Genomic DNA, 25,254 nt, shown 5'->3' with positions numbered 1-25,254 from the left:
GACCAGAACGTCGCGGTTGGTGCGAGGCTGGATTTTCAGGTGGCCTTGCGGCCCGGCCTGACATCTCTGCGCCTCAACTTCTTCTCCGCGTCTCTGCGTGAAACCTGCAACGCTGTTTTCGGAGCGCTGCAGCGCCCACCCCGCTTGCGCGCAGGGTGAGTTGTTGCTCTTTTACGCCGCGCGCAAGGTTCGCATCGGATTGAACCCGCCATCTTCCGGCCCGTCGCTTTGCGTTGCCGGACATAAATCAATCGCATGCATCACAGTCGGTTCGGCTTGGGGCCGGGCAGCGCTGCGCCTCAAGCGAATCTCTCCGGTCGGGCGAAAGCCGATCTTCGACAAAACCCGGGCTGATGCTGCATTATCTATGAAATGGCGACCGACAATACGCCGATGGCCAAGCGTTGGCGCCAGAGAGAGCAGCGCGCGGACCGCTTCAGTGGCATAACCGTTGTTCCAATGCTGGCGCGCGATCCAATAGCCGATCACGGTTTCGCCATCCTCTTCAGCCAGACCGGCGCAGCCGATCAGCCGCGTACCAGTTGCACCGGGGAGCGTAACAAAAAACTGTGGATGACGCATGCCCTGAGCGCTGGCGGCAAAACTGCGGGCTTCGTCCGGACCATAAGGCCACGGCGCGCACGCAAGGTTGCGGACAATAGCTTCGTCGTCGAGCAATGCGTGAAGCTCGGCCCAGTCTTCCGGCCAGCTGGGCCGCAGGAACAGCCGTTCGCTGCGAATGAACATCTCAGTCTCCTAACCTCGGCCCCTCACCTCTCAGCGCCGTTAAGCGATTGAAGTGACAGCCATGTTGCGCCTTGCGCCCAAACGATTTTTAATCGCGTCAGGGCGCTGTGGCATGTGAGTCTGAGGGAGACATGAAAAGAGGGAGACGGGCTGGGCCCTCTCCCTCTATCGGCCAATCAGCAACGATTGGCGGGGCCACCCCATCGGGACGGCCCTTTGAACGACCATCCGGTTATTCTGCTGCTTGCGCCATCACGTCGACCGAAACATATTTGCGGTCAAGCTTGCCACCGTGGAAACGCACGCGACCTTCGGTCAGTGCGAACAGGGTGTGATCCTTGCCCATACCGACGTTGACGCCTGGATATACGCGGGTGCCGCGCTGACGGATGATGATGTTGCCGCCGATCACTTCCTGACCGCCGAACTTCTTAACGCCAAGGCGGCGGCCTGCTGAGTCGCGACCGTTGCGCGAAGAGCCGCCTGCTTTCTTATGTGCCATCTCGAATAACTCCGAACTGTTCGCTTAGGCGACGGACAGGATGCGCAGCAGGGTCATCTGCTGGCGGTGGCCGTTCTTGCGACGATAGTTGTGACGGCGACGCTTCTTGAAAACGATCACCTTTTCCGACTTCGCCTGTGCAATGATCTCGGCCGAAACCGTGATCGCAGCAGCGTCAGCGAGGGTATCGCCTTCACCGGCAAGAAGAATATCACCCAACGTGATCGTATCACCGGCTTCACCAGCCAGCTTTTCGACCGCGATCTTGTCTCCGGCGGCAACCCGATACTGCTTGCCGCCCGTGCGCACGATTGCGAACATGGTTTCTACTATCCGTTCCAAATGCCAAGGTTGCCCATGGCGATCCACTTGAGGCACCCTACGCCTGCGAATCGCTGACAGCGGGCAACATACCGTTTCCCCGCACGAATGTGGGGCCCCGGAAAGAAGGGGGCGGATAATCCAACCCCCGCCTTGTGTCAATGCCGACTGATGCGTGGATCGCCCTGAAAATGCAGATCTGCTGGGTAATCGCTGAAGGTTACGCTGGCGAGACTTACCAGCCATGCTATGGCGCGGCCATGGCAAAGTGCAATCCCCACCTCGCTCTTCTCGCAATCGCGAGTCTCACCGTACTTTCAGGCGGCTGTGCGCCAAGGTCCGATTTTCCTTCGCTTGCACGGCGACCGGCTGAGGATATCTATGCCTCGGCGCGGGCAGCACAAGCCGCACCAATCCCCCAACCGGGCGTTTCCGAAGGCCTGACAGAGCGGCTTGCCAGCCTGCGCTCTGCTGCGCGCGAGGCACATGAGATGTTTCTCACGCGCCAAGCTGCCGCGACCCGCGCGGTAAGTGCCGCTGCGGGCGCTGCGAAGGGCGCTGAGGCATGGTCGGTGGCATCAGTGGCAGTGGCAGGCCTCGAATCGGCACGCTCTCGCCTCGGCCTTCCGCTGGCCGATCTGGACCGGCTGGAAGTGCAGGCGAGCAATCTCGTGGCTGACGGCGCTGAGGCGGACTTCAAGGCCGTGCGTGAGACGCGGGCGGAAGTCGAGGCTTTGGCAGCGAGCGAGACGAGTGTGATCGATTCGCTACTTGGCCGTTTGGCGGGCTAAGCTAGGTTTACTATCGGGCCTACCGCCAGCGCTCCAGATCGTCGTGATCCTGTTCACGCGGTTCGATCCAGCGCCATCCATCGGCAGTTTTTTCCCGCTTCCAGAACCAGCTTTCGCTTTTAAGGTGGTCCATCGCGAAATCGGCCGCCTCAAAAGCATCGCGGCGATGGCGCGCGGCGGCGGCAACCAGCACTATCGGATCGCCGGGCAACATTACCCCGCTGCGGTGCACGATCAACAGCCCCTCAAGCGGCCAGCGCGCCTGCGTGATGCGCGCAAGTTCCACCATGCCGGGAAGTGTCATCGGACCATAGTGCTTAAGCTCCAGCGCCTCTACACCGCCGCCTTCGCGCACTTGCCCAAGGAAGGTGACGATCCCGCCGGATGTTGGATGCTTGGCATTGAACGCGGCAATTTCAGCCACAGGGTCCAGCGCCGATTCGGCCAAGCGCACATCGGCCATATCAGCCACCGCTTACCGGCGGCAGAAACGCCAGTTCATCATCCTCGCCCAGCACAATCCCGCCCATATCGGTGAGCAAACGCCCATTGAGCGCCATCCGCACTTTTTCGCCCAGCAATTGCACGGCGAGTGCAGGATCAAGTGCGGCAAGGATATGTTCGACAGGGCCGGATGCAACGGACATTTCGCCGGTGCCCGCGATGTCCTCAAGCCGCCCCAGGAATATCAGTCTGGCCATGGCTTAGCCGCCGGTGGTGGACATGTGGCGCGAAACAGCGGGTGCGCCGCCGGGACGGTCAATCACAAAGGAATGGCGCTCCTGCTTTTCGCCCATCGCGCGGGCAAACGCACGGGCCAATTGCTCATCAGGGTTTTCAGACCGCAGCGCAGCGCGCAGATCAACCCGGCCTTCGCCGCCAAGGCACATGTAAAGCTGGCCCGTGGCGGTCACGCGTACGCGGTTGCACCCTTCGCAGAAATTGCCCGTCAGCGGCGTGATAAAGCCAAGCCGCCCGCCGGTTTGCGCAATATCGACATAGCGCGCGGGCCCGCCAGAGCGGGCATCGCTTGGCGTCAGCGTCCAGCGCTTTTCCAGATCGCGGCGAACCGCATCCAAGGGCAGGTAATGGTCGAAGCGGTCGCCCTCGACTTCGCCCAAGGGCATGACTTCTATCAACGTTACGTCATGGCCTTCACCATGCGCCCATGTGATGAGGTCGGGCAGCGTGGCCTCGTTGATGTCCTTGAGCGCGACGGCGTTGATCTTGACCTTGAGACCCGCCGCCTTGGCTGCGGCGATGCCTTCCAGCACTTGCGGCAGCATGTCACGGCGTGCGAGGCTGGCAAAAGCGGCGCGGTCCAGCGTATCGAGCGATACGTTGATGCGTTTGACACCCGCCGCCGCCAGATCATCGGCAAATTCGGCAAGGCGGGTGCCATTGGTGGTAAGGGTCAGCTCGTCAAGGCCATCCCCCAGCTTGCGGCCCAGCGCCTGCACCAGCTGGATCATGTCACGCCGGACCAGTGGCTCACCGCCGGTCAGCCGGATCTTGCGCACGCCGCGTTCGATGAAGGCGAGTGCCAGCCGGTGCATTTCTTCCAGCGTGAGCACTTCGGCGCGAGGCAGAAACTCCATGCGCTCAGGCATGCAATAGGCGCAGCGCAGATCGCAACGGTCCGTCACCGACAAGCGCAGATACGTGATTCGCCGCGCAAAACGGTCAATCAGGGGCGCCCTGGCGGTGGGAGAGGTGATACTCACTTCTCCATGTATACGAAGTCTCGCGGGTAAGATTCAAGGTTTGCGCCCGCATCGACGAAAATAGTCTGTCCGGTGACCGAACGCGCCTGTGCCAGATAGTAGACGGCATCGGCGATTTCGTCTGCTCCGGGCAGGCGCTTGAGCGGCATGATGTCTTCCAACCGCTGCCACTGTGCGGCATCGTAGTCGGACGTGGGCAAGATCAGGCCGGGGGCCACACCATTGATTCGCACGCGCGGGGCCATTGCGCGGGCCAATGTGCGCACCGAGGCATGTAGCGCCTGTTTTGAAAGGGTATAACTTATCTGGTCGGGCACCGGGTTCATCACCCGCTGATCAAGGATATTGACCACGCTGCCGTTGCGATCGCCCAGGGCTTCAGCAAAGGCGCGCGTCAGCAAAAGCGGGGCGAACAGATTGACGCGGAAGTGCTGCTCCAGTTCGGCGCTGGTGATCGTATCGGCGCGGTCATCGTGAAATAGTGAAGCGGAGTTGACAAGCAAATCGGGCGAACGGCCCGCAAGGGTTGCCACTTCGTCCATCAGGCGCGGGGCGAACGCCGGATCATCAAGATCGCCCGCAACGGGATAAACCGCTGCGCCCAGCCATTCCAGTTGCGCCTTGAATTCGGCATCGAATGTGGTCGCGCGGTGGGCATGAAGCGCCAAGTCCCAGCCTTCGGTTGCCAACTTGCGCGCAATGGCACCGCCTATCCGCTTCCAACCGCCAGTAACAAGTGCCAGCGGGCGCATGTCAGCCATCAGGCGCGACGCTGACGCGTGAGGGTGATCCCGATTTCTTCACCGTTTTCGCTGATCGCCAGCTTCACGATCTTCACCTCGACCCACATAATCCGATCATCCTGCAAGAACAGCGTTTCGCAAATGTGGTCTGCCACGGCTTCGATCAGCTTGAAATGCACCCCCTCGGGCAAGCCTTCGCTCGCCGCGAATTTGAGGTCCATGTAATTCTTGCTGGCGGTAAGCGGGCAATCGGGCGTGTAGCGGTCCTGCACTTTGAGGCCGACACGCATAGAAATGCGCAAAGGCTGCGGACGGCCCGTCTCCTCCGAATAGATCCCGGTCAGGACATCGGTTTCAAGATTGGCGACTTCGAGGATCAGGGTGTCTGACATGGTTCGCGCGTCTGACACTGCGCGCTCGCCTTGTCCACACGGCTTTTGCGTTGTCGCGAAGCGAAATAGCCAGCGTTTCGATTTTCTGCTTCAAGAGCGATGCGGTGCTTTTGCCGCGATCCAATGGAGAACTGCCAATGTCGTTTGGTGACTTGTGCCTTTTCCTTGGGGTCTTGTTCGCTTTTGCCACCCTTGTTTTAAAGGTGGTTGAAGTGGCTGGCCGCAAGAGAGGCTAACGGGCGGGGGGTGCGCTGCAACGCATCCCCCAAACGAAGAAACCCCCACCGCTGCAACGGTAGGGGTTTGATCCAATGGCAAGAGCCAATGTCGTTTGGTTCATTTTGAGTAGCAGAACCGGCTACTGAAATCAATCCGCGCGTTAAATCCTCCAGCGCGCGAAGATCGCAGTCGGCAGCAAACGTCCATGCGGGCCTTCTTCGCGAATCGACAAGTCGCCGTGTTCGATGGTGCCGGGCAAGTGCTTGAGCGCCTCGGCGAGCAGTCCGGCGATGGCGAGCGAGGACATGCGCACGGCATAGACCGTGAGGAACAGGAAGCGGCTATCGGCATCGAGCAATTGTGCGCAATCGGCGATGAGGTTCGGCAGGTTTTCTTCGAGCCGCCACACTTCGCCATCAGGGCCGCGCCCGAACTTGGGCGGATCGAGGATAATGCCGTCATAACGCTTCGTCCGGCGCACTTCGCGCGCGGCAAACTTGGCCGCATCATCCACGATCCAGCGCACAGGCCGGTCAGCCATGCCGGAAAGCTCGGCATTGACGCGAGCCTGGGCTACGGACTTCTTGGAAGCGTCAACGTGGGTTACGGGGCCATACTGGCTGAGCGAGAGTGTGCCGACACCGGTGTAACCGAACAGGTTGAGGGTCGAAGCGTCGGTCTTGTCGCCAAGTTGCTCGCCCATCCAGTCCCACACCGGGGCCATATCGGGGAAGAAGCCGAGGTGCCGGAACGGCGTGCACGATGCCTGGAAGCGCACATCGCCGCGCCCCAGTTCCCAGCCATCGCGCGGGACAGGGCCGTTGTATTGCCAGCGGCCGCCGCCGTCTTCGTCCGAACCCGGCACAAATTCGGCATCGGCAGGCCATTCGGGAATGTTCGGGCTCCACAGGGCCTGTGCTTCGGGCCGGATGAAGCGATATTTGCCATAACGCTCCAGCTTCCGGCCATTGCCCGAATCGAGCAGGGCGAAATCGTCCCAGCCCGCACCGATCATCAGCTTTGGCTGGACATCAAGCGTCGCCATCGGGCTCAGCCGTTCCGGGCCGTGGCACGTGACGTAACGTAAGCGGCGATTTCATCGTAGCCGCCGGTCAGATGATCGCAGCGTTCCTCGCGGTCAAACAGGTCACCCACGCGGGCGGGTAAGCCGGGGCGCAGGCCGGTCGCGCGCTCAACCGCATCGACGAACTTGGCAGGATGCGCCGTTGCCAGTGTAACGATGGGGACGCCTGCTGGAATGCCCTGTGCCACGCGCGCTGCGTGAAGCGCGATGGCGGTGTGCGGATCCAGCACTTCGCCGCACGCCTCGTAAGCCCAGCGCATGGCGTTGGCCATATCGCCTGCATCGGCGCGGGCAGAACTGAACAGCGCGGCCGATGATTCGCGCTGCGCGTTGGTAAGCTGGATTGCCTTGGTCGCCTCGAACGTGCGCATCTGTTCGGCCAGGGCTGCACCATCGCGCCCGCAGCCATCAAACAGCAGGCGTTCAAAGTTGGATGACACCTGAATGTCCATCGATGGTGCAGCGGTAGCGGTAACCGTGCTGGCCGAGTAATCGCCGGTCGAGAGCGCGCGGTGCAGGATGTCGTTGACGTTTGTCGCCACGATCAGCCGTTCGATGGGCAAGCCCATCTTGGCTGCGGCATAGCCTGCAAACACATCGCCGAAATTGCCGGTGGGGACCGAAAACGCGACCTTGCGCTGGGGCGCACCCAATTGCAGCGCGGCGTAGAAGTAATAGACCACTTGCGCCATCAACCGCGCCCAGTTGATCGAATTGACCGCCGCAATGCCGAACCGGCCAGTGATGGCGGCATCATTGAACATGCGCTTCACCGTGGCTTGCGCATCGTCAAAGCTGCCATCAATGGCGATGTTATAGACGTTGGGCGCGATTACCGTGGTCATCTGGCGGCGCTGCACATCGGACACGCGGCCATGCGGGTGAAGCATGAAGATATCGACTTTGGCACGGCCCGCCACTGCATCAATCGCGGCAGAGCCGGTATCGCCGGACGTTGCGCCAACGATGGTCAGATGATCGTCACCCCGCGCCAGAAATTCCTCGAACAGCAGGCCGAGCAATTGCAGGGCCACGTCCTTGAACGCCAAGGTGGGGCCGTGGAACAGTTCGAGCACCCATTGCGTTTCATCGAGCTGCTTGAGCGGGACAACAGCGGCATGGGCGAAGCGGCCATAGGCCTTTTCACACAATTCCAGCAGGCGTTCGGGCGTCAGGCAATCGCCAACGAAGGGCAGCATGATCTTCTGCGCCAGTTGCGCGTAAGGCAGCCCGGCCATCGCAGCGATCTCGTCGGCGCTGAACTGCGGCCACGTTTCGGGCACGTAAAGCCCGCCATCCGAGGCAAGGCCTGCGAGCGTGACGCCCTGAAAATCGAGCGAGGGCGCCTTCCCCCGTGTGCTGACGTACTTCATGGGAATGGGCGGTTAGCGATAGGGGGCGCTTGTGGCAAGGATTCTGGATGATGCGGCGGACATCACCGCTCTCGCCACCGTTTGCGCAGGGCGATGGCATAGATCGCGAGCGCGACGAGCGCGAAGAATAGCCACTGCACCGCATAGGCGAGATGGTTGTTGGGGATATCATTCGGATCGGGGCGCGCGCTGGCGGCGAGTCCGGCTTGCGGCGGATCGGCAATCAGCTTGGGGCCGGGCGCAATCCATCCGGTCACTTTGCCTCCTCTCCACGGCACGATTGCCGGTGACTGTGCAAGGCCGAGGACAACCTCGACGTTGCTGCCGGTTGCGGTCTTGCATGTGACGATTTGCGCGATCCCTGCATCGCCCTTGGCATTCCGGCCAGACCGCGACGTGGGACTGGCGGCAGAAACGCAATCAATGGACGAGCGATGATAGAGCGCAGCTTCAACCTCGTCAGGCTCTTTTGGGAACGACACGGCAGCAGAGGACGCTTGCGCCGCTGCATAGCGCGCCAACATCGCGTCCTTTTCATGCATCCGATCAAGTTGCCAAAGCCCCAAACGAATCATCACACCTACGGCAATCAGCACAATGATCGTTGGCAAAACTGGCACACGGCGCATCACAACAGCTTTCCCTTTTGCAGCCGCGCCATCAGCACGATCGTTTTGGCAATGCGCAGCGCGCCGATCACCGCGACAGGTACGACAATACCCCACAGTGCGACCAGCACCCACACGGGCAACTGCACCGCTTCGTCCAGCTTTAACGAGGCTAAGATCAACAACACGGTGACCGGCAGGACAACGAGGTAAAGACCCCTGCCCTTGGGCTCAAACCGCCCAAACTCTTGCCCGCAAGCGTTGCATCGGTCCACCAGATTCGCCGGGCCATCCCACAAGCCGCGCTGGCCGCAGCAGGGACACAAACCGAAAAGGGCAGCCTGGGTAATTCCCGGCTGCCCCTTCGTGTTGCGATTGCCTTTGGGGCTTTCGCCGTTTGGCATCAGTGGACCGGATAGCCCCAGCTGCCCCACACATAGATGGCGACGAACAGGAACAGCCACACCACGTCAACGAAGTGCCAGTACCAGGCCGCTGCTTCGAAACCGAAGTGCTGGCGCGGGGTGAAGTGGCCCTTGTAAGCGCGGATCAGGCAAACGATCAGGAAGATCGTGCCCACGACCACGTGGAAGCCGTGGAAGCCGGTTGCCATGTAGAACGACGATCCGAACGTGTTCACGCCGAATGCGAACGGTGCAACCGAATATTCGTAAGCCTGGATGGCCGAGAACACGAGGCCGAGGATGATCGTGGCCCACAGGCCCTTCTTGAGGCCATCGCGATCACCATGGATCAGCGCGTGGTGCGCCCAGGTGAGCGTGGTGCCTGAGCAGAGCAGGATCAGCGTGTTGAGCAATGGCAGATCGAACGGATCCATCACAGCTTCAATTGCCTTTGGCGGCCATTGGCCGGCAACCGATTCGGCCAGTTCCGAAGGGAACAGCGAGAAATCGAAGAAGGCCCAGAACCAGCCGACAAAGAACATCACTTCGGAAGCGATGAACAGGATCATGCCATAACGCTGGTGAAGCTGCACAACCGGCGTGTGATCGCCCGCATGCGCTTCTTTGATGACTTTGCCCCACCACGAAAAGAACGTGACGATCACGCCCAGCAGGCCGAGGAAAAATGTGGCGGTGCCACCAGCCATGTCGTGCATCCAGAAGACGCCGCCCGTAGCCATGATCAACGCCGAAAATGCGCCGACAACCGGCCAGATGTCGGGCGGCAGAATGTGATAATCGTGGTTCTTAGCGCCGGCCATGATCGTCGAAATCCCCCAGTCAAGTCTGGTCATGTAAGTGTGGATCGAACGCTAGGTTCGAACCGCTGGTATTGGTGGCCTTTATCGCCGCACTCGCGCCGGGTCCAGAGGCTTTTCCATCGATAGTGCAATGGGCTTCTCAAGCGCAGCGGCGGCAGACTCGGCTGTTTCGGTAAAGGTGTAGCTCAGCGTGATCTCTTCGATGTTTTTGGCTGCCGGATCATCAAGGATCGCGGGATCAACATAATAGATCACCGGCATGCGAACATCTTGTCCTGCCAACAGCTTTTGTTCGGTGAAGCAAAAGCACTGGATTTTATTGAAATACTTGCCAGCCTGTTCGGGCGAAACGTTAAACATCGCCGTGCCGGTAATCGTCCGGCCTGTCAGGTTGCGCGCGCGATAGGTTGCGATCTTCCGCTCACCCAGCTTTAGGTCCTGCTTGATCTGTTCTGGCTTGAATTCCCAAGGTAAGGTCTTGGCGACATTGGCGTCAAAACGCACTGTCACAACTTTAGCGGCAACCTTGATGCCCGATGCGGTCACCGCATCCGCACGCTGCGTTGTGCCGCCGTAACCGGTCACCTGACAAAACAGACGATAAAGGGGCACAGAGGCATAGCCCAGCCCCAGCATTGCCACAGCGCCGCCCGCTGCCAGAAGTCCGACACGCCGGTTCTTGCGCGGATCGGCAATAACGCGCGCGCTCATATCAACCGGCTCCGCCCGTCTGCGCTGTGATTTTTACGATCGAAATGGCGAAGAACAGGATCGCGAAGGATATCAGGACGATGCCGAGCACCTTGTTGCGGCCGCGTTGGCGCTTGCGATAAAGTTCCGTCTGCTCGCGCGTCATCGGCTCAAACTTTTGCGGTTCAATCATTACAACCAGCCTTGTACCGTGGCCACGCGGTCTACGACCAACATGCCGAACAAAACGAAAAGATAGAGTATCGAATACCCGAACAGCCGCTTTTCAGGCAGCATGCCGTCACCCGGTACAGACACCCGCATGCCAACCTTGATGGACAGGGCAACAAACACCAAGCCCAACGCAAGCGCAGACAAGCCGTAGATAATTCCTGCTCCGCCAATCCACCACGGCGCCAGCGTAACCGGCAGCAACGCCACGGCATAAGCCGCAATCTGGTGGCGGGTTGACCGCTCTCCGGCAACAACAGGCATCATCGGTATGCCCACTTTCGCATAATCGATCTGCACAAACAGGGCGAGTGCCCAGAAGTGTGGCGGGGTCCACATAAAGATGATGGCGAACAGCAGCACCGGCATCAATGTGATGTCACCAGTGACGGCAACCCACCCGATCAGGGGAGGAAAGGCCCCTGCTCCGCCACCGATCACGATGTTCTGCGGGGTGCGCGGCTTAAGCCAGACAGTGTAGATCCAGGCATAATAAAATATTGAAAACGCGAGGATAGCAGCGGCCAGCCAACCGACGCCAAGTCCCATTGTCAAAACAGAACCGCCCGACAGCACAAAGCCGAAATCACGCGCAGATGTGGCAACCATACGGCCCGAAGGTACCGGGCGCGCGGCGGTACGCTTCATCCCTGCGTCAAGATCAGCCTCCCACCACTGGTTCAGCGCAGCAGCGCCACCTGCGCCCACTGCGATACAAAGGATCGCGGTGAAGCCGATGACCGGGTGGATGTGGCCCGGCGCAGCAAACAGCCCGCAAATGCCGGTGAAAATCACCAAAGTCATCACGCGCGGCTTGGTCAGCGCAAAGAAATCGCGCCAATCGGCGGGGAGCGGAAGGGTTTGGCCTGTGTGCATGATTGGCCGGGCCTATACCTGCGCTTTGAGCGAGAGGAAAGCGAAAGGGGACGAGTCGGTGAATGATCGGAAGCTTATGCGCTTCAAGGCATGTTTTGATCGCTTCATCCAGACGGTCAAGCTTGCTTCCAACAACGAAAAAGGCCCCCGGGTTTCCCCGGAGGCCTGTTTTCATTCGTGGGATCGAACTCAGTGCGCGTGCGCAGCGTCGTCGATCACGGGAAGGGTTTCGAACTGGTGGAACGGCGGTGGTGAAGACAAAGTCCACTCCAGCGTCGTCGCGCCTTCGCCCCAATAATTGCCCACAGCCTTTTTCCCGGCAAGGAAAGCATAGGCCATGTTGACGAAGAAGATCACAATCGACGCAGCCATGATGACATAGCCGTACGATGCAATTTCGTTCCAGTAAGAATATGCCTGCGCATAGTCCGGGTAACGACGTGGCATACCCTGAACACCCAGGAAGTGCATCGGGAAGAACAGGGTGTTCACGCCGATGAAGAATACCCAGAACTGCAAATGGCTGAGGAATTCGGAGTGCATCCGGCCGCTCATCTTCGGGAACCAGTAGAAGAACCCGGCGAAGAGCGATGTGACCGCACCCAGCGACAGCACGTAGTGGAAGTGGGCAACAACGTAGTACGTGTCGTGCAGGTTATCGTCGATGCCGCCATTGGCAAGCACAACGCCGGTCACGCCGCCGACGGTGAACAGGAAGATGAAGCCCATCGCCCATACCATTGGCGATTTGAATTCAAGGCTGCCGCCCCACATCGTCGCAATCCACGAGAAGATCTTGATGCCGGTAGGCACTGCGATCACCATGGTGGCGGCGGTGAAGTACATCTTGGTGTTTACGTCGAGACCGGTGGTGTACATGTGGTGTGCCCACACGATGAACCCGACCACGCCGATGGCGACCATGGCGTATGCCATCCCGAGGTAACCGAACACGGGCTTCTTCGAGAAGGTCGAGATGATCTGGCTGATGATGCCGAAGCCCGGCAAGATCATGATATAAACTTCGGGATGGCCGAAGAACCAGAACAAGTGCTGGTAAAGGACGGGGTCCCCGCCGCCAGCAGGATCAAAGAAGGTCGTGCCGAAGTTGCGGTCTGTCAGCAGCATGGTGATGGCAGCAGCCAGAACCGGCAGAGCCAGCAGCAACAGGAACGCGGTGACCAGCACCGACCATACGAACAGCGGCATCTTGTGCAGGGTCATCCCCGGCGCGCGCATGTTGAAGATGGTGGTGATGAAGTTCACCGCACCAAGGATCGAACCTGCGCCCGAAAGGTGAAGCGAGAAGATGGCGAAATCAACAGCAGGACCAACCGAGCCCGAGGTGGAAAGCGGTGCATAGACCGTCCAGCCCGTGCCAGCGCCCTGACCGGTGCCGCCGGGCATGAACGCCGACATCATCAACGAACAGAAGCCCACGAAGGTCAGCCAGAACGACACGTTGTTCATGCGCGGGAAGGCCATGTCCGGTGCGCCGATCATGATCGGAACAAACCAGTTGCCAAAGCCGCCGATGATGGCTGGCATGACCATGAAGAACACCATGATCAGGCCGTGAGCCGTGATCAGCACGTTCCACAGGTGGAGCTGCTGGTCAAAAGTCGGGTTCGCAGTGCCCAGAAGATCAGCGAAATAGCCGAGGTACTGGATGCCCGGCTGCGCCAGTTCGGCACGCATGATGCCGGAAACGGCACCACCGATGACGCCTGCGAAAATTGCAAAGATCAGGTACAGCGTACCGATATCTTTGTGGTTGGTTGACATGAACCAGCGGGCGAAAAAGCCCGGCTTGTGGTCATGATCGTGATCGTGCGCATGATCGTGCGCATCGAAGCCTTCGTTTGCGGGTATGGTGGCCATATCGGTCAAACCTTGTCCATTAACCTAGCGTCAGGCCGCAGGCGCTGCAGGAGCAGCGTCAGCAGCCGGGGCGGGGGCAGCAGGTGCAGCAGCGGTTTCCGCCGCAGGACCAACCGTACCGCCGGGTTGGGTCTTCACCCAAGCCTCGAACTTGTCACGCGGCAGTGCTTCGACCGCGATTGGCATGTAGCCGTGACGGGCACCGCACAGTTCGGAGCACTGGCCGTAATAAAGACCCGGCTCCTTGATGATCAGCACCTTTTCGTTGATGCGGCCGGGCACAGCGTCAAGCTTGAACCACAGCGAAGGCACCGCGAATGCGTGGATTACATCCGAACCGATGGTCTGGATGCGGATCGGCTCGCCGGCAGGGACGACCATTCGGTTGTCCACGGCAAGCTGCGAAGGCTCACCAGCTTTCAGCGCATCAGCGTCCGACAACATGTTCGAAATGACTTCGAAGCCGCCGTTGTCAGGGTAGGTATAGCCCCAATACCACTGATAGCCGGTCACCTTGACAGTGACTGCGCCCTTGGGTGCCGGTTCATACTGGTTGGCCAGCAGGCGGATCGATGGAACCGCAATGACCACAAGGATCAACACCGGAACCAGAGTCCAGACCACTTCGATCAGCGTGTTGTGGCTGGTTTTCGAAGCGACCGGATTGGCGCGCTTGTTGAACTTGGCCATCACTACAAACAGCAGGCCCAGTACCAGCAGCGAGATGACGACGATTACCGGCATCAGCAGATAGTCGTGCATCCACAGCGCTTGTTCGCCGGTGTCCGAATACTGGTCCTGGAAGGTCCACCCCTTGTCAACCGGCTGACCTTTGCCAGGCGTCGGTTTCATGGGAACGTAGTAGCCCTTATCAACGGTTGCGGCGGCTGCATCAGCAGCAGGCGCTGCCGAATCAGGTGCGGCAACCACAGGCGCCGCAGCGGCAACCGGCGCAACGGGTGCAGCGGCAAAAGCCTGCGTTCCCAACGTCAGTGCGGCAACAACGCCAAGGGTCCTAATTGCTTTGCCCATGGAGCGGGCGGTATCAGCAAGACTCATCGTCTAAGTTTCCGCTTTTCCCTGTTTGCGAGCGCTTGCACGCTGCACCAAATGGCGCTTTCACGCCGTGTCTAAGTCCTTCGAATGGTCCGGCCTATACGCGCGCTTGTAATAAGCCTCAAGCGGTTGGATGCATATTTTTCCGCGCAACCGCACACCCATTCGGGCAATGCCCTTTCGACCACCAACCAGCACTGTCGAAAAGAGTTGCCGCAGCCTTGCGCAACCGCCATTTGCGCAGGCACATTCATGACCTTCAGGTGCCCCATGCTCGAAGACGACATTCTTTCCGAATTCCGCGCCAGCCAAGCCTTGTTGGAAGGGCACTTCCTCCTCTCGTCAGGGCGGCATAGCGCCCATTACCTGCAATGTGCCCGCGTACTGATGGACCCGATGCGCGCATCCCGGCTGGCAGTAGCAATCGCCCAAAAACTGCCGCGCGACATTCGTGCGCAGATCCAGAAGGTTGTGGCTCCGGCCATGGGCGGCGTCATCATCGGCCATGAAATGGGTCGCGCGCTGGGTGTTGAAGCAATGTTCGTCGAACGCCCGACAGGCACATTCGAACTGCGCCGCGGCTTTTCTTTGAACCCCGGCGACAAGGTACTGATGGTCGAAGACGTCGTCACCACCGGCCTTTCCAGCCGCGAGGCCATTGCCGCGATTGAAGCCGCTGGCGGCGAAGTCATCGCTGCTGCGTCACTGATCGACCGTTCGGCAGGCGCGGTTGACCTTGGCGTACCGTTCTTCCCGCTGGTGGCCTTGAACTTCCCCACATACGCCCCGGACGAATTGCCCGCCGAACTGGCCGCGACGCCTGCAATCAAGCCTGGCAGCCGGAAGGAATAGGCGCGCATGACCAGGTTCCTTGGATTTGCGGCGCTGCTGACGTTGGTATCCGTTTCGGCCAACGCGCAGCCCGCAGCGCCGCCGAAGCTGGATGTTGCAGCGATAACCACCGCACTAAACCCCGACGCCGCGCCCGGCACGATCCTGATCGCGCGCGGCGACAGGATCATATTCGAAAGCACGATCGGCACATACGCCCCCGGCGGCACTGCCCTGCACCAGTTGGGCGCGGTTTGGCGATGGGCATCGGTGACCAAGCAGATCACCGCCACTATCGCCATGCAGGAAGTCGCAGCTGGACGGCTCGATCTTGATGCACCGATCACGCGCTACCTGCCTGACAGCAAGGCACCCTATGCAAACCGCATCACTTCGCGGATGCTGATGCAGCACGTCTCCGGACTGCCGCGGACCGAAGACGGCCCTATCGGTAGGGACGATTGGTCAACCTTTTATATCGTTGACCCCGGCACCCCGGAAACCGGGCGGACTTGGTGCGAAGGGCCAACTGCCCGAGAACCGCTGTCCGGATTCTTTTACGGTGATTGCGATTTCATCATGATGGGAGCGGTGATCGAGGCAACCAGCGGCAAGTCTTACGCCGCCTTGATTGCCGAACGCATCACACAGCCGCTCGGCCTAACCAGCATCGGCCTGTTCCCCCGAGCAGACCCCACGGTAGCAGGCTTTATCGGAGGGAAACCTGAATCATCAGCGTTCCGGCTTGAGAATTTCGGCGCTGCGGGCGCGCTTTATGGGACAACCCATGATCTGCTCGCCTTTGATCGCGCACTGATGACCGGCAAGCTGTTGCCGAAGACAGAGCGGAACGTGATGTGGGACGGCAAGCCCGAATATGGCTTTGCCGCGCTGGGCCAGTGGTCGTTTAGCGTGCCCCTGAAGGATTGCGGCAACACGCCTGTTCGCATTGTCGAGCGGCGCGGCTTTATTGGCGGTGTGGTACTGCGCAATATCATCCTGCCAGATCTGGACATGGTGATCATCATGACATCGAACCGCGCCGAGGCCGAAGCTGCCTTTGGCGAGATTTGGCAGCAGGCGGGCATCACCCATGACGTGATGCGCGCCGCCTTGTGTGCGACAGGAACCCCGCTTTGACACCTCTCCATACCCCACCCCGCCTCCGTTTGGGCGTGAACATCGATCACGTCGCCACCATCCGTAACGCCCGCGGCGGGGATCATCCCGATCCCGTGCGCGCGGCGCAAATCGTTGCCAGTGTGGGCGGCGATGGCATAACCGCGCACTTGCGCGAGGACCGGCGCCATATCCGCGACGAGGACCTGGCCCGCATTCAAGCCGCGACAAACTTGCCGCTGAACCTTGAGATGGCCGCAACCGACGAGATGGTCGAAATAGCGCTACGCCATCGCCCCCACGCCGCCTGCATCGTGCCCGAACGGCGCGAGGAACGCACGACCGAGGGCGGGCTTGATGCCGCAGGACTGCACAACCGTCTGGCACCGATTGTCTCACGCCTGACCGACGCCGGAATCCGTGTAAGCCTGTTCATCGCACCCGAACCGCGCCAGATCGAAGCGGCGATGAAGTTGGGCGCGCCGGTGGTGGAACTCCATACCGGCGAATATGCCCATGCCGAAGGCGAAGCGGTGGCGGTGGAGCTTAAACGCATTGCCGACATGGCAGCATTGGCGGCACGCAACGGCATTGAACCCCACGCGGGGCACGGCCTGACCTATGAAAACGTCCAGCCGATTGCCGCCATCCCGCAACTGGCCGAACTGAACATCGGGCACTATCTGATCGGTGAGGCAATCTTTGTCGGGCTGGAATCAGCCGTGCGGCGGATGCGCGATTTGATGGACGATGCGCGGTGAGATACCTTGCATGATCATCGCCATCGGATCAGACCTTTGCAACATTGAGCGGATCCAGAACTCGCTTGATCGATTTGGCGAACGCTTCGTCAACCGCGTGTTTACCGATGTTGAGAAAGCCAAAGCGGAACGCCGTCCCTTTACCAAGGCCGGTACGCTGGCCAAACGCTTTGCCGCCAAGGAAGCATTTTCCAAAGCGGTTGGAACCGGGTTCAAGGCGGGCGTGTTCATGAAGGACATCGGCGTGGTCAACGCAAAGTCAGGCGCGCCGACGCTGGCCTTTACCGGCGGCGCAGCGGCAAGACTTGCCGCGATTACGCCCGAAGGCCATGAAGCCTTCGTCCATCTCACGCTGACCGATGATCATCCTTGGGCCCAAGCCTTTGTGGTAATCGAGGCCCGCCCTGTAACGCGAAACGCCCAAACTTGACCGAAACTGACGCCCAAACGCCCAACGAAGATTTGTCCCCTCCCCCGCCGCCACCCGGCAGCGGGATTGACTGGTGGGGCGAGATTCGCGGGCTGTTGGCGATGTTGATAGCAGTTGTGCTGTTTCACAGTTTCATCGCCAAACCGTTCTATATCCCGTCGATTTCGATGATGCCCAACTTGTTGGTGGGTGACAGGTTGATCGTGTCGAAATACCCCTACGGCTGGTCGTGGGTATCAGCGTCGTTCCACGTGCTGCCACGCGGCGACAACCGTATTATCCCCGCAACGCCGCAATATGGCGATGTGGTGATCGCAGTGCCGCCTGACCGCGATGAAGACTATATCAAGCGCGTCATAGCCCTGCCGGGAGATCGTATCGCGGTGATTCACGGCCAGATCATCCTGAATGGCAAGCTGGTGCCGCAACAGGTGGAACCGGCGCTGCACATACCCGCTGATCCGCAACTGTCCTGCGACGGCGCACCGTGTTACGACATGTTCGAACGCTATCGCACGCGACTGGCCGATGGGCGCGAGGTTTACGAACTGCCCGCGTTTCGCGAGACACTACCCAATGGCGCCAGTTATGTGGTCATCGATCATACCGATCAGGTGCTCGACAATTACCCCGAAACACGTGTGCCCGAAGGCCATGTGTTCCTGATGGGCGACAATCGCGATCATTCCGCCGATAGCCGCGCTTCGGTTGAGGAACGCGGATTGGGAGGCCCTGTGCCGCTGGCCAGTGTGGGCGGCCGTGCCGAGTTCATCACCTTTTCGCTCGACGGCAGCGAAACCATGAACCCGCTAACGTGGTGGTCCGCATTGCGCGGTAGGCGCGCTTGGAGCAAACTGCGCCCGGAAATCCGGCAACCGGGCCGTCCGGCGGAGCGTTGAACCACCATGGATCAGGCCGAAACTCCCCCGCATAGCAGCGCCAACGCTGGCCCGACCGATATATCGGACGGCCTGATAAGGCGTGAGGCCAAGAAAGCCGCGGTGTGGCTGACGGTCGCAGGGCTGTTCGCGCTTGTCGTGATACTGGCCCAGCCGATCATGGTGATCATTGGCGGCATAGTGTTTGCAGCGATGATCGACGGCGGACAGCGCCTTATCGCGCGCGTTGCGCCGTTTCTGCCGCGAGGCGTGCGGATTGCGCTGGTACTGTTGGGCACCTTGGCCTTTTTCGTCTGGTTGGTGACTTTTGCAGGTGGCGAAATCGCCGCACAAGCCGCCGAATTTCCCTCGCTTGTCGAAATGCAAGTTGGCCGATTGATGATCTGGGCCGAAAGCCACGGCATCTCGCGGCAAGACTTCAACTTGCAGCAAGTGGCAGGCCAGGTGCTGGGCAGCGTCGGCCAGGTGACCAGTGCCTTGGGCGGCTTGTTTGGCGGATTTACCACGGCTTTTCTGATTTTCATTCTGTCGATCTACTTCGTGATCGAGCCTGATCTGTACCGGCGCGGCTTTGCGTGGATGTTGCCCGAAGAAAGCCGCGATCACTTTGAAGGCACTGCGATCCGCATGGGCCGGGCGCTGCGCATGCTGCTTTTCGGGCGCTTGCTCGGCATGGCGGTTGAAGGCGTGGCGACGTGGGCCATGCTGGCGTGGTGGGGCGTGCCGATGGCAGCGCTCTTGGGTCTGCTTACCGGCCTGCTGGCGTTTCTGCCCAACATTGGCGCCCCGATTTCCGGCCTATTGATGATTATTGTCGGATTTTCTGGCGGCACTGAAATGGGCCTGTATTGCATTGCCGTCTATATCATCGTGCAGACGGTGGATGGTAATGTGATTGTGCCAATGGTGGCCAAACGTACCGCTGATCTGGCCCCGGCGCTCGTGCTGGCGGCGCAGTTGGTGTTTGGCCTGTTGTTCGGCATTCTAGGGCTTATGCTGGCAGACCCGATCGTGGCGATGATCAAGATCGCGCTGGAACGGCAAGCCGCGCGCAATGACGCCAATCGTGTTACCGACTGAACAAAGGAGCTGAATTTTGGCGCGCAAGTTCCTGTATTTGATCGTTATTTTGGTTGCTTTGGTCTTGGCGGTACTGCTGGTGCTGCGCATTTGGTCCACCGAGCTGACGCGCTATGCCTTTGTTCCGCAAGTGGCATTCAAGCAAGCAGAGGCCTTGCCTGCAGGCGCATATGCCAATCGCGCGATGTGGATTTCGCGGCCAGACATTGGCGCGAAAGACCCCGCGCAGTGGGCTCCGCAAGGCGTTGCGCGTCAGCAGGGCAAGGCGGCGGTGTTCTTTATTCACCCGTCATCCTATCTCGCCCGCAAATATTGGAACGCCCCCGTCAACGAACCCGACAGCGCGCGCCGTGCGGATGATTTCGTCAATGCGATGGCTTCTGCATTCAACGGGCAGGCGCAAGTGTGGGCGCCGCGCTATCGCCAAGCGGCGTTTGGTGCATTCCTGACAGACCAGCCCGAAGCCCAACAGGCATTGGATCTGGCTTATGCCGATGTGGTCTTGGCCTTTGATGCGTTTCTGGCAGCCACGCCGAAAGATGCGCCCATCGTGCTGGCAGGGCACAGCCAGGGCGCACTGCACCTGATGCGCTTGCTGAAAGACCGCATCGCCGGAACTCCGCTGGCCGCGCGCGTGGCTGCTGCCTATCCAATCGGATGGCCTATTTCTGTCGCGCATGATCTGCCCGTGATGGGCTTGCCATCCTGCACCGCACCCGATCAAAAAGGCTGCTTGATGACGTGGAGCAGCTTTGCCGAACCTGCCGATCCGGCTATGATTATCGATGCCTATCGCGCGCGTCCGGGCCTTGACGGGCAAGCCAAGGGCACAGACGCCGTGCTTTGCACCAATCCGCTGACCGGGCGCACTGGCGGCAGTGCTCCGGCATCGGTCAATCTGGGCACGCTCCGGCCAAATACCGCTGGTATGGGCGGGGAAATCATCACCAAAGCCGTCCCTGCACGCTGTGATGTCAAGACCGGCCTGTTGATGCTCGGCGATCCGCCGGACCTTGGTGCATTTGTGCTGCCGGGTAACAATTATCATGTTTATGACATACCGTTGTTCTGGATGAACCTGCGTGCCGATGTGGCGCGGCGGGCCCAAGCATGGGAAGCATCTCGCCAGCCGTGATTTGCGAATCCGTCATCGATATGCGCGCGGCCCTGCCTGAAGGCGGCGCGCTGCTGGGCCTTGATACGGGCACCAAGACAATTGGCTTGGCGCTCTGCGATCCGCAATGGCGCTTTGCCACGGCTGGAAAGACCATCCGGCGCACCAAATTCGCCGCTGACAAAGCGCAACTCAAGGCGTTGATTGCCGAACGCCACGTCAAAGGGCTGGTCATCGGCTTGCCGCTCAACATGGATGGATCAGGCAGTCCGCGATCTCAAGGCGCGCGGGCCATGGCGCGCAATCTGGAGGACCTTGGCCTGCCCATCCTGATGTGGGACGAACGCTGGACCACGCAGGCAGCCGAACGTGCGATGATCGAACAGGATTTCAGCCGCGCCAAGCGCGCTGAAAGGATCGATTCGCACGCCGCCGCGCTGATTTTGCAAGGGGCCATCGATGCGCTGGCGGGAAGCGCGTTTTAGTTTCAGATTAATCGAACGCTTAATCGCTTGTAATCACATCGCTGGCGCTGCAAGAATTTCCCGATGACGATTCCACCGACCGATTTGGGTGAACGCCCGCTCTATCCACCTGGCTTGGGCTTCGATCCTGAAACGATCAATTCCAAGATGACCAGCTTTGGCCACACCGGTTTTCTGGGCATGCGGTACAAAACCCATGCCGACAACTGGGTCGAACTGGAACTGCCGTGGCGTGAAGATCTGGTGGGCGATGCTGAAACCGGTGTGCTGGCATCAGGCCCGATCGTCAGCCTGCTGGATAATGCCACGTCCATGGCCGTGTGGGTCCATCGCAACAGCTTCCGGCCGCAAGTAACGCTGGATTTGCGGATAGATTACATTCGCGCCGCGACACCGGGAAAAACGGTCGTCGCCTGGGCTGAATGCTATCAACTTAAGCAATCCATGGCGTTTGTGCGGGGGATTGCGCACGATGGTGACATTAGCGATCCGGTCGCGCACGCTGCCGGTATCTTCATCCAGGTCGATGCTGAAGGCTGGAGCCGTGAAACGGTGGGTGCGGAATGACGGACGATCTGATTGCAAAGCTGTCTGCACAATTGCCGCCCTATGCAAAAGCCATGGGTATGACGGTTGATCATATGGCAGAAGGTGCGCCAGTCCTGACCATGGATTACTCCAGCCGTGCCGTGGGCCGTCCCGGCTTTCTGCACGGCGGTGCGATTGCGGGTATGCTGGAAATTGCCGCGATTGCGTCTTTGCGCGCACATCTGGGCGACGAAGGCATGACCGTGCGGTTCAAGCCCATCAACATATCGGTCGAATACTTGCGCGGCGGGGTGCAGGCGCAAACTTTTGCCATGGGCAGTGTCATCCGCGCCGGACGCCGCATTGCCAACGTCCGTGCCGAAGCGTGGCAGGCCGACCGTGACAAGCCCTTGGCCAGTTGCTGGATGAACTTCCTGCTCAAGCCGAAAAGTTAAGCTCGTTGATGCCGAGCGGCCCGGCTTAATCTTCAACCACTTTCATCAGCCGCCGTTCCAGAGGGGATAGCACGCCCGCCAGATCATGCCCGCGCTTCAACACTTGTCCTGCTTCGCCAAACAGCGCCCACATGCCCTGCTTGCTGCGCAATGACGGGCGCTTTTCGATCCGGGCTGTGGGCCGTTCAGCGGTGCGTTTGAACGCGGCAAAGCTGGCAGCGTCCTTACCGAAATCCATCGCATAATCGCGCCAGAATCCGGCGGCTACCATACGGCCATACAAATCAAGGATACGCAACAGTTCGGGTCGGTCAAACGCCACTTGCGATGGCGGGCGCGCGTGCGGGAACGGCAGAATCGTGCCCGGCGTGCCGGGATCAGATCCGCCCACGCTCAGTTGCGGGTCCTCCGACCGGCCGGCGGCGGTGCGGGCGTAATGCCATCATCGCTTGCCTGCTTTGCGATCAGCGCTGAGACTTGCGCCTTAAGCGTGGCAACTTCCGCTTCCAGATCATCCACCCGGTTGCCGCCTTGCGGCTCGCACGGCTCTTTGCAGGGCGTGCCATAAGGGATGAACTCTTTGAGCCACGTTTCCGCCGGCACCAAAGTTGACCGCGCCTTCAGGCCGATCATCGTGGCGCCTTCGGGCACGTCGTCTGTCACCACAGCATTTGCACCGACGCGTGCGCGTGGACCGACTGTGATGGGGCCAAGTATCTGCGCGCCTGACCCGATGATGGCGTTATCGCACAAAGTCGGGTGACGCTTGCCGGGAATGCCGTTGGCTGGATTGGTGCCGCCCAATGTAACGCACTGGTAAATTGTTACATTGTCACCAATTTCGCAAGTTTCACCAATCACGGTAAAGCCATGGTCGATAAACAGGTGCTTGCCGATCTTGGCACCGGGATGAATGTCGATTGCCGTCAGGAACCGCGAAAAGTGGTTCACTGCGCGAGCAGCGAAGTAGAGCTTTGCCTCAAACAGCCAATGCGCAATGCGGTGCAGGCCCACGGCCAGAAGCCCCGGATAAAGCAGGATTTCCCAACGCGAACGCGGCGCGGGATCGCGCGAGCGGATCGAGTCGAGATAGGCGATCAGGCTGTTGAACATGCCCCAATTCTCTCTCTTTCAACCGCTTAAAGCAAGCGCGGTTGGAATTCCCCGGAACGCTCGGCCAGGGCGTCGCGCACAAGGGATATGGTGACGGGTGCCTTACGCTCAAGGGACAGGCGGTCAATTGTTTCTATAAGTGTCTCGATTCCGGCATGGCTGCGCTCAAGCCGTGGCAGCAAATATGCCATCACTTGATCGTTCAGGTTCAGCCCGCGCCGCGTGGCATGTTCGGCAATAAGCCCCGCTGCCAATTCATCGTCAGGCGCGCCAATCTCGATCAACAGCGCTGATCCCAACCGCGAAGCAAGGTCTGGCAAAGCAATCGTCCAGCCTCCTGGCGCGCTATTGCTGACCAGCAACAACGGACGCCCATCTGCCTGGGCGCGGTTCCAGCGGTGGAACAAATCGTTTTCAGGCAACGTATCGGCGTCGTCAATCGCATCGCCCGCGCCGCTCTCGGCAAACCAGCGCGCCAGCAGACTTTTGCCCGAACGTGGCGGGCCCGCCAGAATTGCAGTGCGAAAGGGCCAACTGTCTGCGGATTGCAAAGCCTCAATCACGGGCACAAGTGACGGGCCGAGCACGACATTCTCGGCACCGCGCGCGGTGACCAGCGGAAGGGCAATTTGCGACATTGTAGGGGCTATACGCTTAAAATCAGCACATGGTCACTTACGGATCGAAAGCGCATCGGCGCCTGCACTTACCCGCCAGCCTTGCGTCTTGAGCGCTGCAGCCAAAGCATCAATCTCGCCTGCATACGTCACACGCATGACCGACGTGCCACCGATGGCGGTCGACGTCGTGATTGCACTTTTCACGCCGGACAATCCGCGCAATGCCGCAATCCCTGCATCGAAGGCCGCGCCATCAGGCGTCGCAAACTGGACGGTTACCGTCGAAGTCACCGCCGCCGAAGCCGTTGCTGCCGCCGTTGGCGCAGCATCTGGCCCTGTCTGCGCGTCAGACGCAGCACGCGCCGGACCTTCAGCAGCAATTAACTGGTCGATCAGCGCAGGGTCAATCTGCGGCGCAATGTTCAACGTAGGATCAGGGCGCAACATCCCGCCTGCCAGTGCATCGCTAAACAGCCGGTCAAGCTTGCCAATCGCCTGTTCCAGCATCTTGGGCACTTCGGCTTCATTGCGCGCGGTCAGCGTGAAACTGCCCAGGAACAGGTTATCAGGGCCAAAGCGCGCAGTGAACGTGCCGCGCACCGGACCACCGGGATATTCCCGATCCAGCCTCGCCAGAGGCATGATCACATCGGCCGCGCCAAATTCGTCCAGAATCACCCGCCACCAATTGCGGCTGCGGCGGTCAAGCTGGCCTGCGGTCAGCAGCAGCGAATCAGAACCTGCGCCAGCGGGCCGCACATAATCGATCGCGCTGTTGCCGGTGCGATATTCCGCCCACGCCTTTTGCCACGGATTGCGCGTTTCAAACACGGTAGCCACGCCGCCCTGATAGAGCACCGGAATGACCAGCATCGGCGCAGAGCGCGCGCGGGCACCGGTCATCCCCAAACGCTCACTGGTGCGCGTCCGGTCAAAAATTACGCCAAGCCGCGCGATGTAGCGGCGCGGACCGATCTGTTCTTGTTCGACCACAATCGCAGAGATCATCGATTCGAGCGTCGAATCATCAATGCCGGGCGCTGCACCACCGCTGCCGTTTGCTTCCCACAGCTTGGCCCAGCCCAGCCTAGCGGCTTCACGCCAACCATTGGTGCGCGCGTCTTCGGCATTATCGCCGCTGACGTTCACCTCAATCCCACGAATCTCGAAATCGCCATTGCTGGCAATCGGCGGAATCCCGCGATCCCCTTCGATTTGCGCAAGCAATGCAACCCCGCCCAGCCCCGTAAACAGGGCCAGTCCAAGCAGCAAAGCTTTACGATTCCGGGCGTTTTCGAAGGGCAACCGCAATGCGACCAAGGGAACTCCAGAACCAGTTTGACCGCGATCTTGGGG

General features: G+C 60.2%; 33 protein-coding genes. 11 read left to right on the top strand and 22 right to left on the bottom strand.

All coding sequences use genetic code 11. The features are described from left to right. Positions 1–171: 171 nt before the first annotated feature. The 3 genes from B7Y89_RS06645 to rplU all read right to left on the bottom strand — a co-directional run bounded on the left by B7Y89_RS06645 (position 172) and on the right by rplU (position 1,570). Positions 172–747, bottom strand: coding sequence for a GNAT family N-acetyltransferase (locus B7Y89_RS06645; RefSeq protein ID WP_292936925.1), 576 nt, complete (start codon positions 745–747; stop codon positions 172–174). A gap of 232 nt (positions 748–979) precedes the next feature. After that, entirely contained in the window at positions 980–1,249 is a 270-nt protein-coding gene (rpmA, locus tag B7Y89_RS06640) for a 50S ribosomal protein L27 (protein ID WP_292936923.1), read from the bottom strand. Between the two features lie 24 nt (positions 1,250–1,273). Then, on the bottom strand, positions 1,274–1,570 hold the full coding sequence (gene rplU / locus B7Y89_RS06635; protein ID WP_292936921.1) for a 50S ribosomal protein L21: 297 nt from the start codon (positions 1,568–1,570) through the stop codon (positions 1,274–1,276). A gap of 191 nt (positions 1,571–1,761) precedes the next feature. On the opposite strand from rplU, the gene B7Y89_RS06630 reads away from it, so the two are divergent. Then, positions 1,762–2,361, top strand: a complete 600-nt coding sequence (locus B7Y89_RS06630) for a hypothetical protein (protein ID WP_292936919.1) — start codon at positions 1,762–1,764, stop codon at positions 2,359–2,361. Positions 2,362–2,380: 19 nt separating this feature from the next. Here the strand turns inward: B7Y89_RS06630 and B7Y89_RS06625 are convergent, their stop codons facing one another. The 15 genes from B7Y89_RS06625 to coxB all read right to left on the bottom strand — a co-directional run bounded on the left by B7Y89_RS06625 (position 2,381) and on the right by coxB (position 14,466). Beyond that, entirely contained in the window at positions 2,381–2,824 is a 444-nt protein-coding gene (locus B7Y89_RS06625) for a molybdenum cofactor biosynthesis protein MoaE (protein WP_292937048.1), read from the bottom strand. Between the two features lies 1 nt (position 2,825). Continuing rightward, a complete protein-coding gene (locus B7Y89_RS06620) occupies positions 2,826–3,062 on the bottom strand; it encodes a MoaD/ThiS family protein (RefSeq protein WP_292936917.1) in 237 nt (78 codons plus the stop codon). A gap of 3 nt (positions 3,063–3,065) precedes the next feature. Then, positions 3,066–4,079, bottom strand: coding sequence for a GTP 3',8-cyclase MoaA (gene moaA / locus B7Y89_RS06615; RefSeq protein WP_292937046.1), 1,014 nt, complete (start codon positions 4,077–4,079; stop codon positions 3,066–3,068). A gap of 2 nt (positions 4,080–4,081) precedes the next feature. Beyond that, positions 4,082–4,846: an SDR family oxidoreductase gene (locus B7Y89_RS06610; RefSeq protein WP_292936915.1), complete on the bottom strand. Its 765-nt coding sequence runs from the start codon at positions 4,844–4,846 to the stop codon at positions 4,082–4,084. Beyond that, complete coding sequence (locus B7Y89_RS06605; protein WP_292936913.1) at positions 4,846–5,220, bottom strand: dihydroneopterin aldolase; 375 nt, start codon at positions 5,218–5,220, stop codon at positions 4,846–4,848. The genes B7Y89_RS06610 and B7Y89_RS06605 overlap by 1 nt, the downstream gene beginning before the upstream one ends. A 379-nt stretch (positions 5,221–5,599) precedes the next feature. Continuing rightward, entirely contained in the window at positions 5,600–6,484 is an 885-nt protein-coding gene (locus B7Y89_RS06600; protein ID WP_292936911.1) for a class I SAM-dependent methyltransferase, read from the bottom strand. A 5-nt stretch (positions 6,485–6,489) separates the two neighbouring features. Then, entirely contained in the window at positions 6,490–7,896 is a 1,407-nt protein-coding gene (thrC, locus tag B7Y89_RS06595; protein ID WP_292936909.1) for a threonine synthase, read from the bottom strand. A gap of 62 nt (positions 7,897–7,958) precedes the next feature. Beyond that, positions 7,959–8,525, bottom strand: a complete 567-nt coding sequence (locus B7Y89_RS06590; protein WP_292936908.1) for an SURF1 family cytochrome oxidase biogenesis protein — start codon at positions 8,523–8,525, stop codon at positions 7,959–7,961. Then, positions 8,525–8,908: a DUF983 domain-containing protein gene (locus tag B7Y89_RS06585; RefSeq protein WP_292936907.1), complete on the bottom strand. Its 384-nt coding sequence runs from the start codon at positions 8,906–8,908 to the stop codon at positions 8,525–8,527. Before B7Y89_RS06585 ends, B7Y89_RS06590 begins: the two co-directional genes overlap by 1 nt. After that, positions 8,908–9,729, bottom strand: coding sequence for a cytochrome c oxidase subunit 3 (locus B7Y89_RS06580; RefSeq protein WP_292937044.1), 822 nt, complete (start codon positions 9,727–9,729; stop codon positions 8,908–8,910). Before B7Y89_RS06580 ends, B7Y89_RS06585 begins: the two co-directional genes overlap by 1 nt. Before the next feature lie 81 nt (positions 9,730–9,810). Further along, positions 9,811–10,440 carry a cytochrome c oxidase assembly protein gene (locus B7Y89_RS06575; protein WP_292936906.1) on the bottom strand — a complete coding sequence of 210 codons (630 nt, stop codon included), beginning with the start codon at positions 10,438–10,440 and terminating at the stop codon, positions 9,811–9,813. A gap of 1 nt (position 10,441) precedes the next feature. Next, positions 10,442–10,612, bottom strand: a complete 171-nt coding sequence (locus tag B7Y89_RS06570) for a hypothetical protein (protein WP_292936905.1) — start codon at positions 10,610–10,612, stop codon at positions 10,442–10,444. Further along, positions 10,612–11,526, bottom strand: coding sequence for a heme o synthase (locus tag B7Y89_RS06565; RefSeq protein ID WP_292936903.1), 915 nt, complete (start codon positions 11,524–11,526; stop codon positions 10,612–10,614). The genes B7Y89_RS06570 and B7Y89_RS06565 overlap by 1 nt, the downstream gene beginning before the upstream one ends. Positions 11,527–11,715: 189 nt before the next feature. After that, positions 11,716–13,407 carry a cytochrome c oxidase subunit I gene (ctaD, locus tag B7Y89_RS06560; RefSeq protein ID WP_292936902.1) on the bottom strand — a complete coding sequence of 564 codons (1,692 nt, stop codon included), beginning with the start codon at positions 13,405–13,407 and terminating at the stop codon, positions 11,716–11,718. A 30-nt stretch (positions 13,408–13,437) separates the two neighbouring features. Beyond that, complete coding sequence (gene coxB, locus B7Y89_RS06555; protein WP_292936900.1) at positions 13,438–14,466, bottom strand: cytochrome c oxidase subunit II; 1,029 nt, start codon at positions 14,464–14,466, stop codon at positions 13,438–13,440. Positions 14,467–14,733: 267 nt separating this feature from the next. On the opposite strand from coxB, the gene pyrE reads away from it, so the two are divergent. From pyrE to B7Y89_RS06505, 10 genes are all read left to right on the top strand, one after another. Continuing rightward, positions 14,734–15,315 (top strand): orotate phosphoribosyltransferase, encoded by a 582-nt coding sequence (gene pyrE, locus B7Y89_RS06550; protein WP_292936898.1) that lies wholly within the window; start codon positions 14,734–14,736, stop codon positions 15,313–15,315. 6 nt (positions 15,316–15,321) lie between these two features. Beyond that, positions 15,322–16,434 (top strand): serine hydrolase domain-containing protein, encoded by a 1,113-nt coding sequence (locus B7Y89_RS06545; RefSeq protein WP_292936896.1) that lies wholly within the window; start codon positions 15,322–15,324, stop codon positions 16,432–16,434. Then, a complete protein-coding gene (locus B7Y89_RS06540; RefSeq protein WP_292936895.1) occupies positions 16,431–17,174 on the top strand; it encodes a pyridoxine 5'-phosphate synthase in 744 nt (247 codons plus the stop codon). The genes B7Y89_RS06545 and B7Y89_RS06540 overlap by 4 nt, the downstream gene beginning before the upstream one ends. 10 nt (positions 17,175–17,184) lie before the next feature. Continuing rightward, a complete protein-coding gene (gene acpS / locus B7Y89_RS06535) occupies positions 17,185–17,604 on the top strand; it encodes a holo-ACP synthase (protein WP_292936893.1) in 420 nt (139 codons plus the stop codon). 32 nt (positions 17,605–17,636) lie between these two features. Further along, entirely contained in the window at positions 17,637–18,503 is an 867-nt protein-coding gene (gene lepB, locus B7Y89_RS06530; protein WP_292937043.1) for a signal peptidase I, read from the top strand. A gap of 6 nt (positions 18,504–18,509) precedes the next feature. Beyond that, positions 18,510–19,583, top strand: a complete 1,074-nt coding sequence (locus B7Y89_RS06525) for an AI-2E family transporter (RefSeq protein ID WP_292936891.1) — start codon at positions 18,510–18,512, stop codon at positions 19,581–19,583. 16 nt (positions 19,584–19,599) lie between these two features. Then, on the top strand, positions 19,600–20,718 hold the full coding sequence (locus tag B7Y89_RS06520; RefSeq protein WP_292936889.1) for a DUF3089 domain-containing protein: 1,119 nt from the start codon (positions 19,600–19,602) through the stop codon (positions 20,716–20,718). After that, on the top strand, positions 20,694–21,182 hold the full coding sequence (gene ruvX, locus B7Y89_RS06515; RefSeq protein WP_292936887.1) for a Holliday junction resolvase RuvX: 489 nt from the start codon (positions 20,694–20,696) through the stop codon (positions 21,180–21,182). Before B7Y89_RS06520 ends, ruvX begins: the two co-directional genes overlap by 25 nt. 147 nt (positions 21,183–21,329) lie before the next feature. Beyond that, the gene (locus B7Y89_RS06510) at positions 21,330–21,749 is read left to right on the top strand and encodes a PaaI family thioesterase (protein WP_292937041.1); all 420 of its coding nucleotides are present in this window, start codon (positions 21,330–21,332) and stop codon (positions 21,747–21,749) included. Then, entirely contained in the window at positions 21,746–22,165 is a 420-nt protein-coding gene (locus B7Y89_RS06505; protein WP_292936885.1) for a PaaI family thioesterase, read from the top strand. Before B7Y89_RS06510 ends, B7Y89_RS06505 begins: the two co-directional genes overlap by 4 nt. Before the next feature lie 25 nt (positions 22,166–22,190). Here the strand turns inward: B7Y89_RS06505 and B7Y89_RS06500 are convergent, their stop codons facing one another. The 4 genes from B7Y89_RS06500 to B7Y89_RS06485 are packed head-to-tail and all read right to left on the bottom strand — an operon-like array spanning position 22,191 to position 25,170. Beyond that, positions 22,191–22,523, bottom strand: a complete 333-nt coding sequence (locus B7Y89_RS06500; protein ID WP_292937040.1) for a DUF2794 domain-containing protein — start codon at positions 22,521–22,523, stop codon at positions 22,191–22,193. A 35-nt stretch (positions 22,524–22,558) separates the two neighbouring features. Then, positions 22,559–23,278 (bottom strand): serine O-acetyltransferase EpsC, encoded by a 720-nt coding sequence (gene epsC, locus B7Y89_RS06495; protein ID WP_292936883.1) that lies wholly within the window; start codon positions 23,276–23,278, stop codon positions 22,559–22,561. Positions 23,279–23,304: 26 nt separating this feature from the next. After that, on the bottom strand, positions 23,305–23,916 hold the full coding sequence (locus B7Y89_RS06490) for a DnaA/Hda family protein (protein ID WP_292936881.1): 612 nt from the start codon (positions 23,914–23,916) through the stop codon (positions 23,305–23,307). Between the two features lie 33 nt (positions 23,917–23,949). Further along, the gene (locus B7Y89_RS06485) at positions 23,950–25,170 is read right to left on the bottom strand and encodes a heavy-metal-associated domain-containing protein (protein ID WP_292936879.1); all 1,221 of its coding nucleotides are present in this window, start codon (positions 25,168–25,170) and stop codon (positions 23,950–23,952) included. Between the last annotated feature and the right edge of the window lie 84 nt (positions 25,171–25,254).

It is taken from the genome of Novosphingobium sp. 32-60-15 (genome assembly GCF_002280675.1).
Classification (GTDB): Bacteria; Pseudomonadota; Alphaproteobacteria; order Sphingomonadales; family Sphingomonadaceae; genus Novosphingobium.
The sequence above is the reverse complement of the archived record's forward strand: the minus strand, read 5'-3'. Positions and strand labels throughout refer to the sequence as shown.